Below are 12,295 nucleotides of genomic sequence, written 5' to 3'. Positions count from 1 at the left end.
GGCGAACCGTTAGCTATTCACCAGCGCGAAACATTCGGGTTGCCAACGCGACTTGGCCACGGGTGCCCACATTCGACATTCGCGGGCAGCACCGCACCTTGTCCACAGGCGAAGCGCGGGTGCTTCGGACGCGCGGATGTCCGCCCACCGCCGGATGCGGTGCCGGAGGAAAACGCGGCCGAAGCGAAGGCCTACCGCGGCGGTGTCAGGACCTCGGTACCGACGAACGGCACCAGCGCGGCGGGCACGCGCACGGACCCGTCGGCCTGCTGATGGTTCTCCAGAATCGCCACGATCCAGCGGGTGGTCGCCAGCGTGCCGTTCAAAGTGGCTGCGATCTGGGGCTTTCCGTTCTCGTCGCGGTAGCGCACGGCGAGGCGACGGGCCTGGAAGGTGGTGCAGTTCGAGGTCGAGGTGAGTTCCCGGTAGGTCTGCTGGGTCGGCACCCATGCCTCGCAGTCGAACTTGCGCGCGGCCGAGCTGCCGAGATCGCCTGCGGCGACGTCGATGACCCGATACGGCACCTCGATGGCCGCGAGCATGTCCTGCTCCCAGCCCAGCAGCCGCTTGTGCTCGGCGTCGGCCTGCTCGGGGGTGGTGAAGACGAACATCTCGACCTTGTCGAACTGGTGCACCCGGATGATGCCGCGGGTGTCCTTGCCGTAGCTGCCCGCCTCGCGCCGGAAGCACGATGACCAGCCCGCGTACCGCTTCGGGCCGTTGCTCAGGTCGAGGATCTCGTCCGAGTGGTAACCGGCCAGCGGCACCTCCGAGGTGCCGACCAGGTACAGGTCTTCCTCGGCGAGGCGGTAGACCTCCGCGGCGTGCTGGCCGAGGAACCCGGTGCCCGCCATGATCTCCGGGCGCACCAGCACCGGCGGAATCATCATGGTGAAGCCGTTGGCCACCGCTTTCTGCGCCGCCAGCTGCAGCAGACCGAGCTGCAGCAGTGCGCCGTAGCCGGTCATGAAGTAGAAACGGGCGCCGGAGACCTTCGCACCGCGTTCCATGTCGATCAGGCCGAGCGATTCACCGAGTTCCAGGTGATCCTTCGGCTCGAAGTCGAATTCCGGTGGCGTGCCGATGGTTTCCAGCACGACATAGTCGGCCTCGCCGCCCGCGGGCGCGCCGTCCTGCACCACGTTCGAGATGGCGCGGTGCGCGGCATCCAGGTCAGCGTCGGCGGCGCTCTGCGCGGCCTCGGCCTCCTTGACCTTGACCGACATCTCCTGCGCCTGCGCGAGCAGCGCGGAGCGCTCGTCTTTGCTCGCCTTACCGATCAGCTTGCCCATCGCCTTGTGCTCGGCGCGCAGGTTGTCGGCGGTGGCCACCGCCGCGCGGCGGGCCGCGTCCGCCTCTAGCAGGGCGTCGACGAGGGCGGGGTCTTCGCCACGGGCGCGCTGCGAGGCGCGGACCGCGTCGGGGTTGTCCCGCAGGAATCGGAGGTCGATCATGGGCACTCAGCCTAATGGTCCGGGTATTGCCGTTTCACGCCGATATCCCAGGATGCGGGCCACGCGGCCGTCGGCGCGCGCATAGTTGGCTTGTGGGTACGACTTTCGACGAATCAGCTATCGACGACGCACTGGCCGAGCTGACCGCGGGCGAGAAGGTGTGGGCCCAGACCCCGCTGCGCCGCCGCCGTGAGCTGCTCGACGACATCCACACCCGAACCGGGCGCTTCGCCGGCGACTGGGTGCGGGCCGCGCAGACCATCAAGGGACTGGACGAGGACTCGCCGCTGGTCGGCGAGGAATGGATGTCCGGGCCACTGGCCGTGCTGCAGGCCACGACCGCGCTCGCCGCGACGTTGACCGCGTTGGAGAACGGGCGCAGCCCACTCGACGGTGTCGCGGTGCAGGAGGCGCCCGGCAATCGCGTCGCGGTGCCGATTCTGCCGGTGGATACCTATGACCGGCTGCTGCTCAACGGTTTTCACGGCGAGGTGTGGTTGCGTCCCGGTGTCGACGCCGATACCGCGCGGCGGCGGGCCGGGCTCGCTCAGCTCGATCCGAGCGCGACCGGCGGGATCGGCGTGGTGCTCGGGGCAGGCAATATCACCTCGATTCCACCGCTGGACCTGCTCTACGAGCTGTATGCGCACAACCGGGTTGTAGTGCTGAAGCTGAACCCGATCACCGATCCGCTCTTCACGGTGTTCGAGATGGTGTTCGCGCCGCTGTGCCGGCTCGGTGTGCTGCGGATCGTGACCGGTGGCGCGGACACGGGCCGCTACCTGGTGCACCACCCCGACGTCGCACACGTGCACATGACCGGCAGCGCGCACACCCACGACACGATCGTCTGGGGACCGGGCCCGGAAGGGCTGGAACGGAAGAAGGACAAGCGCCCGCTGCTGAGCAAGCCGATCACCAGCGAGCTCGGCGGGGTGTCGCCGACCATCGTTGTGCCCGGCGACTGGTCCGACGCGGACCTGCGCTACCAGGCCGAACACGTGGCGACCCAGCGGCTGCACAACGGCGGATACAACTGCATCGCCGCGCAGGCGGTGGTGGTGAGCAAGGAATGGGATCGCAAGGACAGGTTCCTTGCCGAGCTGCGCACGGCGCTCACGAACGCGCCGCGGCGGGCCGCGTATTACCCGGGCAGCGAAGCGCGGGTCGCGGATGCGCTGGCGGCCTATCCCGATGCCGACCAGGTCGGTGCGGGTCGGGTGCTGATCGAGCAGCTGCCGCTCACCGACACACCGCTGTTGCGTACCGAATACTTCTCGCCGGTGCTCGGCGTGGTCGAACTGCCCTACGAAGGGGGCGAATTCCTGCAGCGGGCGGTCGATTTCGCGAATGCCGAACTCACCGGAACGCTCGGCGCCAATGTGCTCGCCCATCCGAGAACCATCCGCAGGCTCGGCATCGCCTTCGACCGCGCCATCGAGCGGCTGCGCTACGGCGCGATCGCGGTGAACGCGTGGACCGGGCTCGCCTTCCTCGCCCCGCGCGCCGCGTGGGGTGCGTTCCCCGGCCACACCCTCGACGACGTGCAGAGCGGAATCGGTGTGGTGCACAACGCTTTCCTGCTCGCCGATGTGGAGCGCACGGTGGTGCACGGACCGTTCCGGCCCGCGCCGCGCTCGGTGCTGCACGGCGAGCCGGCATTGTCACCGAAGCCGCCATGGTTCGTCGGCAATGCCGCCGCGGCGACGACCGCACGCAAGCTGACCGAGTTCTACGCCAGCCGCAATCCGGCCCGGATCCCCGGCATCTTCCTCTCGGCGCTCCGCGGTTAACCGCACGGCTCCGGCGAAAACCGCAGGTCGGAACGGGTCGTGGCACCGCGGCTCGGAGACTGCCATGATGGATCGCGATGTCCCCCTCCGATCGTGCACCCGAGCCCGAGCCGTCGAGCCGGCTACCCAAACGCGGTATGCCGTCGCGCACCGGTTCGGTGCGGCGTGTGTACGACACGGTTCGGGGCGTATTCACCGGCGACACGGCCCTGCCCGCGCCGACCCTGCGCTGGGGGCTGCTGCTGGTGGCCGCGGGTGCGGTGATCGCCGCCTTGGTGACGCTGTTCGTGACCGGGTTCGAAACCGACAAGAAACTCGAGGCGCACAATCCCGGCTCGCCGAGCGCGCCGGTGGTCGACCGGGAGTTCGGCACCGCGGTCAAGGGTGACTGTCTGAGCTGGTCCAAGCCGGACCACTCGGATCTGGTCAAGGTGCGCTGCGAAAGCAAGCACATGTTCGAGGTCGCGGCGGACGTCGACATGAGCAAGTACCCGGGCAAGGAATTCGGGCCCGGGTCCCGGTTCCCCGACTCGCTGCGGCTCACCGAGCTGAAGGAAGAGCACTGCGTCCCCGCGGTGCAGCAGTACCTGGGCGGGAAGTTCGATCCGCGCGGGCGCTACATCGTCGGGTTGATGTACCCGAGCCCCGACGGCTGGCAGCACGGCGACCGCACCCTGCGCTGCGGGTTGCAGTACGCGGCGAGCGCGGGCACGCCGCCCTCGGTGGGCAGCGCCGCCGAACATGATCAGTCGAAGGTGTACGGGCCCGGCGTGTGCCTCGGCATCAACCAGAACCTGCCCACCGACCCGGTGGATTGCGCGCAGGCGCACGCGGTCGAGATCGTTTCCACCATCGACCTGAGCCAGCGGTTCCAGGGCGGGCCGCCCGCCAAGGAGGAGCAGGACAAGTTCGTCGAGGAAGAGTGCGCGCGGACCGCGGCGGATTACCTCGGCGGGCCGGATGTGGTGCGTAACAAGACGCTGACGCTGTTCTTCGACTATCTGGACGCGCGAAGCTGGCTGGCGGGCAGTCGCAAACTGGACTGCATGATCGGAAAGGGGGCGGACCGGGAAGGGTTCGCGCCGATCACCGGTTCCGCGCGGGGAGACATCCTGATCGACGGCCAAGCGCCGGTGCCGCCGCCGAACACCGGTCGTTCGACACCGACTCCGCTGCCCGGTGCGGCGCCGCTGCCGCCGCAGCCCCAGCCGAGGTAGACCGCGACGATGTCGGTCTCCATGTCCGAGGACCGGTTCGAGGAATTGGTCGGTGATGCGCTCGATCAGATTCCGCCGGAGCTGGCGCAGGCCATCGATAATGTCGTGGTGCTGATCGAACCGAGCAATCCGAAGGATCCACATTTGCTCGGGCTGTATCAAGGAATCGCACTTACCGAACGCGACAGCCACTACGGCGGGGCGCTGCCGGACACCGTGACGATCTATCGCGATGCCATCCTCGCCATCTGCGCTGACGAGAGCGAAGTGGTGGAAGAGGTGGCAATCACCGTGATCCATGAGATCGCACACTATTTCGGGATTGACGAAGACCGTCTACATCAGCTGGGATGGGGCTAGTCTTTACTCCAGCTGTATGAGTGCGGTTGCAGTTGGGGTGAGATCGGAAGAAACTTGGGGATTCGATGGAACCGATGGCCTGGCTGTCGCGTCCTATCACTCGAAGGGGGAATTCTCGTGGTTCCGCCCCATAGCCGCCACTAGAAGGAGTCGAGTCATGGTTGGCCACGTCCTAGTACAACCCGAAGTCGTCCTTGCTGCTGCCGCCGAGCTGGATCTACTCGCCGAACGGCTCGCCGCTGCCGCCGCGGTGACCGCGCCCGCGACGCACGTCGTCCCGTCCGGCATCGATGAGGTTTCGTTGCATGCCGCGAACCACCTCAACAGGGCCGCGATGACGCACGACCAGGCAGTCGCTCAGGGGATCCTGGAACTGCACCACGCCGCCGCAACGCTGCGCAGCCAGCTCATCACCCATGTCGGGGAGGATGTCGTCCGGGCTACCGGCATCAACGCCGTCGGCTCGACAATCGTTTAACGCCTGCGGGCATAGCAAAAACAAGCAAGGGGAGAAAGCATGACCGCAGGAATCACCGGGGTGTTCTGGCTGCCCCGTATGGCAGAGGGAAATTCCATCGCGCTGAACTCGGGCGCGCACGCCGTGCCCATCTCGGCCGCCGCCACCGCGTGGGGCGGGCTGACCGCGGCCTGGGTCGACGCCACCGCGACCGTCGCCCGCGTCATGGCGGAGCTGGGTGTCGGCATGCAGGGCATCAACGGCATCTCGGCACTGTCCAAGCTCACCGGCTTCATCGGCTGGGCCGAGCAGCAGGGTGTAATGGCGGCCACCATGGGCTCCAAGGCGGCGTCCAACGCGATCGCGTACACCGTTGCCTCGCTGGCCATGCCGAGCCTCCCGGAGATCGCGGCCGTCAACGCGGCGCGGGTCGCGGCGCACTCGACCGGCGGCGTGCTGAACGGCACCTCGGAAATCGCCGAGGCGGCCAAGGCCGCGCTCGACCTGCGCGCCGCGCTGACCATGGAGACCTACGAGGCGGCAACCAGCGCGATGGTGGTGACGCCCGGCGAGTTCGTCAACCCGCCCACGATCGCCAAAGGTGCGGGCACCGCTGATGCGGGTCAGGCCGATCAGACGTTCCAGAGTGCCAACGCCGATCCGGTGCAGTCCGCGATCGCGGCGGCAGGTGCGTTCGTGAACAACCCCGCCGTGGTCGGCGCCGCGACGCAGGCGGCGAATATCGCGGGTTCGGTGGCGACCACCGGTGTGTCCACGGTGGGCACCATCGGTTCGCAGGCGGTCGCGGCCGTCACCTCCGCGGCGGCACCCGGAATCACCAGTGCGGCACCGGCTGCCATGGTCGGCGGTGCCGGCCTCGCGTCCGCGGCCGCATCGGCGGCAACGCGGTCCGCGTCGTTCGGCCCCGGTGCCTCGGTGTCGGTCGGCAACGGCTCGCTCAAGCTTCCCGACGGCTGGGGCGCCGGGACGCCGGGCGGCGCGCCCGCCGCCGCTCCGGTCGTGGAGAACGTCTCGGTCAACCAGTCCAGTGCGGCGCCCGTGCGCGGCACCAGCACGCCGGGTAGTCCGTTGCTGGGCAACCAGGTTCGCGACGAGGACGACGAGTCCGAGCACAAGAGCCAGGACTACCTGCGCTCGACCGAGTACTTCAACGACGGCCGCTACGCCGCCGACGGTGTGATCGGCGCGGACCCCATCGGGACGGCTAAGTGACGGTGCTGGGTGCGGGCCGCGGCCCGTCGATGCTCGCGTCGGTTGTGCTGTCGCTCGACGAGATGCAGTTTCTCCTGGAGAAGCTGGAGATCGACGAGGTGCCCGTCGTGCTGGACGCACGCGGGCAATATGACAACGTGACCGATCACGATGCGGCGATGGCCGTGGCCGCTCAGTCACTCACCGATCGGGAACTCCTGATCGGTGACATGGTCCACCAGGAACTCGAAGACCGCCTGCGCGCGCTGTACCGACCACACTGGGTGGTCGCACTACGGCTGTTCGTAGAAGGTCACGCGAGCCGCATGTGTCTCGCGAAGGGCGACGATCTTGTCACCGTCGCTCTGCGCGGGCCGCAGTCCTACGTGATCGACGAGGCCGAGGACGACCTGCCCGGCCCGTTGATCGCGGCACTCGGCCCAGCCGAGCCACTCGATCTGACCGGCATGAACGCGCCGACCGAGCAACTGGTCCCGATCTTCGACGACACCGGCGACGCGGCCGCGACCGCCACCCGGCTGGCCAAGGTCGGCACCCCGCCGCGCGACGCGCAAACCCTTGCCTCGGCCATGGTGCAGATCCACTCGCACGCCGAGATAGTCGGCGTGGTGTACGGCGACGGCACCCGCGACGTCACCGACAACCACATCGCCGTGTTCAACACGCGTGCGGGACGCTTCATCGCCACCGCGAGCAAGTCCGACGACGGCGTGAAGTGGACGTCACTCAGCACCGGAACGACGGCACGGTTGCGAACGGCGTTGCAGGATCTGATCAGTGGGTTGCCGGAGCGGGAAGAGTTTCCGCGCAAGCCTGAACAGGTTTAGTACCGGCCTCGGCGCCCGCCTTCTCCGAAGAGCTCTTGCAAGGCAACCACAGCCAGTCGAGGACGCTGGAACTCTCACATCGGCTACCAAGCTGCGGAAGAGAAAATCGGGTACGGCACCCGACGTGCCCAGCATTATCAGGGAACACCTTCGGTAGCTACACCTTTCAGGGTTGGCCGTGGTAGGTGAACGATGGTGAGTGGAGACTTTCGGGACGGGCTCGAGTGGTCGCGCGGAGGCTGAGACCTTGGCTGGCGGGGCCTTTCGATCTCACAGAGTCTTTGTAAGGCACACAGAGGGCCTACGCCCTGTGAGGGGTCGGCACGCTCTGTGAGATCAACTGCGCGAAGCAGATAGAGGGCTGGCTGGGCCACCGGCGGTGCACTCGCGCGCTGAGGGTCGCTTGGGGTGGGGCGGGATGGGTTGGTGCTAGCCCATGGGGTCGTCGGAGGTGGGGGCTACGTCGTAGCCGAAGGGTGGGGTGAAGCGGCCCCAGCGGGTGCAGTCCCAGGTGCCGTCGGGGAGGGGGACCAGTTCGATGGTTTCGGTGTTGTCCAGGTGGTTGTTGGTGGTGAAGGGCGGGAGCACGTCGGCGAGGAAGCGGGAGACGAGGCGCATGGCGGCGCCGTGGTTGACCAGTAGGACGTCGCCGGTGCTCGACTCGGGAGCGAGGTAGGTGTCGCGGAGTTCTTCGATGACGGGTAGGAAACGGTCGAGCACGTCTTGGCCGGATTCGCCGCCGGGGATCCGCTGGTCCAGGTCGCCGTTGTGCCAGGCCCGGTAGACCCGCTGGAAGTAGCCGTGTGCCTCTTCGCTGTGCTGCCCTTCCAGGTCGCCGACCTGCACCTCGTGCAGGTTGTCGAGCACGGTGGCGGGCACGCCGGTTGCGGCCTCGATGTAGGAGGCGGTCTGCCGGGCCCGCAGCGCGGCGGAGCAGAACAGGACCCGCGGCGGGTTGAGCAGCGTTTCGCCGAACGTCTTCGCCTGTGCCGCACCACGTTCGGTGAGCGGCAAGCCAGGAACCTGGGTGTCGAGGAGTTTCGCGACGTTGCCTTCGGTCTCCCCGTGCCGGACGAGAACCAACTTGCCCGGGCCGATTTTTCCCTCGGTCACAGGTCCGCTACCCCCTTTCGAAGCTGGGTCAGCCACTCCACGGCGGCTTCGTCCGATGGCGGCGGCGTGCCGGTCGCCGAGGTCGCGGGCCACGAGCCGAGGAAGCGGATCCGTGCGGTGCGATGCAATGCCTTGAGCGCCTCGGCGACCGCTGTGTCGTCGATGTGCCCCACGCAGTCGAGATAAAAGCGATAGGTGCCCATGCCCGTACGGGTGGGCCGGGATTCGATCCTGGTCAAATCGATGCCGCGGGTAGCGAACTCGGCGAACGCGCGCATCAGGGAGCCGGGCTCGTTCGGCAGCTCCAGCACGATCGAGGTGCGATCCGCACCGGTCGCCGATGGCGCCACGCGCGGTCGGGTGACCAGCACGAAACGGGTGATCGCCTGCTCGTGGTCGGCCACACCGGACGCTAACGCCGCCAGCCCGAGCCGCGCACCGGCCAACGCGGTGGAGACCGCGGCATCGGCCTTGCCCGCCACCACATCCTCGGCCGCGGCGGCATTCGACGCCGAGGTGTAGGGCTGTGCGTGCGGCAGCTCCCGCGACACCCATTCCCGCACCTGGGCGGCGGCCACCGGGTACGCGGCCAGCGAGCGCACATCGGCCAGGCTGGTGCCAGGGCGACCCAGAATCGTGAAGGTCACCTCCAGCTCGGTTTCCGCCACGATCTGCAGCCGCGGGCCGATGGCAAGGGAATCGAGGGTCGCGGAGATCGAGCCCTCGACCGAACTCTCGATCGGCACCACCGCCCCCTCGACGTCCCCGGACCGGATCAATTCGAGCGCGGCCCCTTGACTGGGCGCGGCAACGCGCTCGACGGCCCCTTCGAAGGCCCCCGAGGATTCGAGTTCGGCAAGGGCCATCTCGGTGAAGGTTCCGGAAGGCCCGAAGTACGCGATTCGCGGCACGGTTACGACCTTACTTGCGTCCGCGACCGGCGCCCCCGGTATTAACCCGCCTCCCCCGCTCCACCCCACATTTCAGCGCCCGCCGTTTGCTTCGGCCCGCTGACGAACCAATCCTCGCGGGGCGGCATTGCCTAGCCGACTGCCGCTTTGGCGCGGGCCGGAGTCCACGTAGCCATCCCGTCTCGGAGGCACCACCCCACTCCGCCGACCCGAGGCAGCCGCGTCCCCTCTGCTGCGCGGCAATCAGGTGACTCCACGCCACGAGGGCACACCTCGGCTCAAATTAGCTGTGGGCTAGGGGGTTCAAACCACAGGTCAGTTCGTCCACGTTGTCGGTTTCGATGGCGAGGAGGACGGTGCGGAGGGCTTCTATCGCAGGCGGTTTCAGGGAGTTCAGGAAGGCGATGTCGGGGGTGGTCAGGGCGGTGTGGATGTCTTCGCCGCAGAGGGCGGCGGCGGTGGCGGCGACGATGGCCAGGGCGCGCTCGCCTGAGGAGGTGCGGGCGATGAAGCCGGTGTCGGCGTGGACGATGCCTGCGAGGAAGTCCGCGATGTGTTGGTCCGGCGCGTCGGCGTCGAGGATGGGCGCGGAATTGCTGGGGTTCGGGGGGCGCAGGAGGCCGTCGACGATGCTGCGCCGGGCGGGGGTCGTCAACGCTATGAGTACCGGTTCTCCGGCTGGTTCCGCTGCGTGCGCCACCGATCCACCGTAACAAGCGGGGGCGCTGTGGGGTTCAGCCGTGCAATGGGTGGCGAATTCTCAGGATCAAGGTGGTGTGAACGCTTGCGCTTGTTCTTCTCGTCACTTAGCTTAGGGTAACCTAATCGAGCGCCGAGCGAGGCGAACAGGGCCCGACCACGGAGGTTTGTATGCCGCGTCCGACACCCACCGTCGCACCGTCCACCGCTGAGCGGGTGCGCAGTGCGTGCGCGCACGCGGAACAGGCGGTGCTCGCGCTGCCGGGCATCGATCCGACGCCCGTCTCGGTGCATCACGTGCGTCAGTGCGGTGACGCGGTGATCGCGGTGCCGACCACGTCGGTGGCTGCGATCGTGACGGGGAACTCCCCGGACGCGGGCGCACCGGCGGTCCTGGAGCTCACCGATCACGCGCCGCTGCCGTTGCGCGAGCCGGTCCGCGCGCTGGTGTGGCTGCGCGGCTGGGTGCGGGCGGTACCGGCACAGGCGCAGCGCGCGCTGGCCGGCGAGGTCGCCAAGGAAAACCCGGATCCCGCCCTGCTCGACGTGGGACACACGGCGACCCTGCTCCGGCTGGTGATCAACTCCGCGGTGGTCGCCGACTCGACCGGCGCCGAATCGGTGAGCATCGACGAACTGCGATCGGCCCAGCCGGATCCGTTCTGCACCTTGGAATCCGCCTGGTTGCAGCACATGGACGCCGACCACGCGGACGTCGTCGCGCAACTGGCCCGCCACCTGCCGCCGCGCCTCCAGCACGGCATCGTGCACCCGCTCGCCATCGACCGCTACGGCCTCACCCTGCGCATCGAAGGCCGCGACGGCGACCACGACTTCCGCCTCCCGTTCAACGCCCCCGCCGACGACATCGAATCCCTCAGCCGCGCAGTGCGCCTGCTGGCCGGATGTCCCTTCCTCAACGGCCTGCGCCGCATCTGACACGCTCCAGAACTTGTGGTTCCCGCTCTGGCGATGATGTCACCGCAGATGAACGGCTTGCGCCACACCTGAGCACGCCGAACTTGTGGGCACCACCGGTGTGGGCAGCTCGGCTCAACGGCCCCACCAGCGTCCGCCATCCCATTCGTCCGACCGGCCGTCCGCCATCCCGTCCGCCTCGACCGGCCCGGCGTGCACCCGTCGCGCGCGACCGCAGCGGTCGGCCAGCACCGTTCAACTGCCTGCGGCCGGCGCGGTGCGCCAGCGGCCCTGGCGTTGCTGCGCCCAGCGGGGCACGGCGGATTTCAGCACTCCGCGGGTGGTGCGCGTGGTGGGGGCGAGCAGGGGCAATAGATTCGAGCTCATGCGTGGTGAGTCCGGGGCCGAGCGGGGCGAGGCCGAGGTGACGGAGCGGGAGCGGTTCGGGATCAAGCTCGAGATCGCGGTCGTGCTGGCGGTCACGTTCGGGTTGAGTGGGCTCAATGCGGCGCTGTCGTTGGTGGAGAGTGCGCTGGCGCCGGGTGGGGTCGGCGGGCGCACCGTCGCGCTGAATCCGTCTCGGTCGACGCAGTCCACCATCGATCTGCTGTTCCAGTTGCTGAGTGTGGCGCGGCTGGTCGGGTGGGCGGCGCTCGGTCTGTACCTGTTGTGGCGCAGTGGAATCGGGCCGCGGTTGATCGGCCTCGCGGCGCGACTCAGGTGGCGCGCGGATGTGCTGCCCGGACTGATTCTCGCGGCCATCATCGGGCTGCCCGGTCTCGGTCTGTACCTGGTCGCACACGCGATGGGGGTGAGCGTGACGATCGTGCCCGCGTCGCTCGGTGACCACTGGTGGCGATTGCCCGCGTTGATCCTGTCCGCCTGCGCGAACGCGGTGGCCGAGGAAATCATCGTGGTCGCGTACCTGATCACCCGGCTGCGCAAGCTCGGCTGGTCGGAGAACTCGTCGCTGGTCGCGTCGGCCCTGCTGCGCGGCAGCTACCACCTGTATCAGGGGCTCGGGGGCGGCCTCGGAAACCTGGTGATGGGCTTGATCTTCGGGCGCTACTGGCAGCGGACGAACAAACTGTGGCCACTGATTCTCGCCCACGCCACCATCGACACGGTCGCTTACCTCGGCTATACCGCCCTGCGCGGACACGTATCCTGGCTGCCGTAACTCCTGCAGGGGTACACCGCCTCACCTGCACTGATACCCGTCGGCCGCCGCCGACAAATCCCCGTGACACAACTGTTCCCCGCCGCGCGATAACAGCGGCGCAGCACAGGCGAATTCATAGCGAGTGCTCCGA

Annotated in this window: 13 protein-coding genes; 8 read left to right on the top strand and 5 right to left on the bottom strand. The window is 68.2% G+C overall.

Translation table 11 applies throughout. The features are described from left to right. Nucleotides 1-191: 191 nt before the first annotated feature. Nucleotides 192-1,454 (bottom strand): serine--tRNA ligase, encoded by a 1,263-nt coding sequence (serS, locus tag KV110_RS00500; protein ID WP_218472582.1) that lies wholly within the window; start codon nucleotides 1,452-1,454, stop codon nucleotides 192-194. 92 nt (nucleotides 1,455-1,546) lie between these two features. Between serS and KV110_RS00495 the strand changes: the two genes are divergently transcribed. The 6 genes from KV110_RS00495 (at nucleotide 1,547) to KV110_RS00470 (ending at nucleotide 7,341) form a co-directional block, all read left to right on the top strand. Further along, the gene (locus KV110_RS00495) at nucleotides 1,547-3,247 is read left to right on the top strand and encodes an aldehyde dehydrogenase family protein (protein WP_246634281.1); all 1,701 of its coding nucleotides are present in this window, start codon (nucleotides 1,547-1,549) and stop codon (nucleotides 3,245-3,247) included. A gap of 77 nt (nucleotides 3,248-3,324) precedes the next feature. Continuing rightward, entirely contained in the window at nucleotides 3,325-4,464 is a 1,140-nt protein-coding gene (locus KV110_RS00490) for a septum formation family protein (protein ID WP_246634280.1), read from the top strand. A 9-nt stretch (nucleotides 4,465-4,473) separates the two neighbouring features. Continuing rightward, nucleotides 4,474-4,824: a metallopeptidase family protein gene (locus KV110_RS00485; protein ID WP_218472580.1), complete on the top strand. Its 351-nt coding sequence runs from the start codon at nucleotides 4,474-4,476 to the stop codon at nucleotides 4,822-4,824. Nucleotides 4,825-4,981: 157 nt separating this feature from the next. After that, entirely contained in the window at nucleotides 4,982-5,302 is a 321-nt protein-coding gene (locus KV110_RS00480; protein ID WP_218472579.1) for a PE domain-containing protein, read from the top strand. A gap of 39 nt (nucleotides 5,303-5,341) precedes the next feature. Further along, nucleotides 5,342-6,514 carry a PPE domain-containing protein gene (locus tag KV110_RS00475; protein WP_218472578.1) on the top strand — a complete coding sequence of 391 codons (1,173 nt, stop codon included), beginning with the start codon at nucleotides 5,342-5,344 and terminating at the stop codon, nucleotides 6,512-6,514. After that, nucleotides 6,511-7,341 carry an ESX secretion-associated protein EspG gene (locus KV110_RS00470; protein WP_218472577.1) on the top strand — a complete coding sequence of 277 codons (831 nt, stop codon included), beginning with the start codon at nucleotides 6,511-6,513 and terminating at the stop codon, nucleotides 7,339-7,341. The genes KV110_RS00475 and KV110_RS00470 overlap by 4 nt, the downstream gene beginning before the upstream one ends. 429 nt (nucleotides 7,342-7,770) lie before the next feature. Here the strand turns inward: KV110_RS00470 and KV110_RS00465 are convergent, their stop codons facing one another. From KV110_RS00465 to KV110_RS00455, 3 genes are all read right to left on the bottom strand, one after another. Beyond that, entirely contained in the window at nucleotides 7,771-8,454 is a 684-nt protein-coding gene (locus tag KV110_RS00465; protein ID WP_246634279.1) for a histidine phosphatase family protein, read from the bottom strand. Further along, nucleotides 8,451-9,365, bottom strand: a complete 915-nt coding sequence (gene pheA / locus KV110_RS00460) for a prephenate dehydratase (RefSeq protein WP_218472576.1) — start codon at nucleotides 9,363-9,365, stop codon at nucleotides 8,451-8,453. Before pheA ends, KV110_RS00465 begins: the two co-directional genes overlap by 4 nt. A 283-nt stretch (nucleotides 9,366-9,648) precedes the next feature. Beyond that, nucleotides 9,649-10,065 carry a hypothetical protein gene (locus tag KV110_RS00455; RefSeq protein ID WP_218472575.1) on the bottom strand — a complete coding sequence of 139 codons (417 nt, stop codon included), beginning with the start codon at nucleotides 10,063-10,065 and terminating at the stop codon, nucleotides 9,649-9,651. 170 nt (nucleotides 10,066-10,235) lie between these two features. Between KV110_RS00455 and KV110_RS00450 the strand changes: the two genes are divergently transcribed. Continuing rightward, nucleotides 10,236-11,003: a DUF2470 domain-containing protein gene (locus KV110_RS00450; RefSeq protein WP_218472574.1), complete on the top strand. Its 768-nt coding sequence runs from the start codon at nucleotides 10,236-10,238 to the stop codon at nucleotides 11,001-11,003. Between the two features lie 234 nt (nucleotides 11,004-11,237). Here KV110_RS00450 and KV110_RS41750 read toward each other — a convergent pair whose 3' ends face one another. After that, the gene (locus tag KV110_RS41750; protein WP_281427731.1) at nucleotides 11,238-11,369 is read right to left on the bottom strand and encodes a hypothetical protein; all 132 of its coding nucleotides are present in this window, start codon (nucleotides 11,367-11,369) and stop codon (nucleotides 11,238-11,240) included. Between KV110_RS41750 and KV110_RS00445 the strand changes: the two genes are divergently transcribed. Continuing rightward, nucleotides 11,368-12,162 carry a CPBP family intramembrane glutamic endopeptidase gene (locus KV110_RS00445; protein ID WP_218472573.1) on the top strand — a complete coding sequence of 265 codons (795 nt, stop codon included), beginning with the start codon at nucleotides 11,368-11,370 and terminating at the stop codon, nucleotides 12,160-12,162. The two genes, KV110_RS41750 and KV110_RS00445, sit on opposite strands and share 2 nt — an antisense overlap. Nucleotides 12,163-12,295: the final 133 nt, after the last annotated feature.

The organism is Nocardia iowensis (genome assembly GCF_019222765.1).
GTDB classification, from domain to species: Bacteria; Actinomycetota; Actinomycetes; order Mycobacteriales; family Mycobacteriaceae; genus Nocardia; species Nocardia iowensis.
The sequence above is the reverse complement of the archived record's forward strand: the minus strand, read 5'-3'. Positions and strand labels throughout refer to the sequence as shown.

Excerpts from the sequence above, each read along its gene's own strand:
- KV110_RS00485 (WP_218472580.1), top strand. The coding sequence starts at position 4,474 with ATGTCGGTCTCCATGTCCGAGGACCGGTTCGAGGAATTGGTCGGTGAT.
- KV110_RS00445 (WP_218472573.1), top strand. The coding sequence starts at position 11,368 with ATGCGTGGTGAGTCCGGGGCCGAGCGGGGCGAGGCCGAGGTGACGGAG.
- serS (WP_218472582.1), bottom strand. The coding sequence starts at position 1,454 with ATGATCGACCTCCGATTCCTGCGGGACAACCCCGACGCGGTCCGCGCC.
- KV110_RS00450 (WP_218472574.1), top strand. The coding sequence starts at position 10,236 with ATGCCGCGTCCGACACCCACCGTCGCACCGTCCACCGCTGAGCGGGTG.
- KV110_RS00475 (WP_218472578.1), top strand. The coding sequence starts at position 5,342 with ATGACCGCAGGAATCACCGGGGTGTTCTGGCTGCCCCGTATGGCAGAG.
- KV110_RS41750 (WP_281427731.1), bottom strand. The coding sequence starts at position 11,369 with ATGAGCTCGAATCTATTGCCCCTGCTCGCCCCCACCACGCGCACCACC.
- KV110_RS00480 (WP_218472579.1), top strand. The coding sequence starts at position 4,982 with ATGGTTGGCCACGTCCTAGTACAACCCGAAGTCGTCCTTGCTGCTGCC.
- KV110_RS00490 (WP_246634280.1), top strand. The coding sequence starts at position 3,325 with ATGTCCCCCTCCGATCGTGCACCCGAGCCCGAGCCGTCGAGCCGGCTA.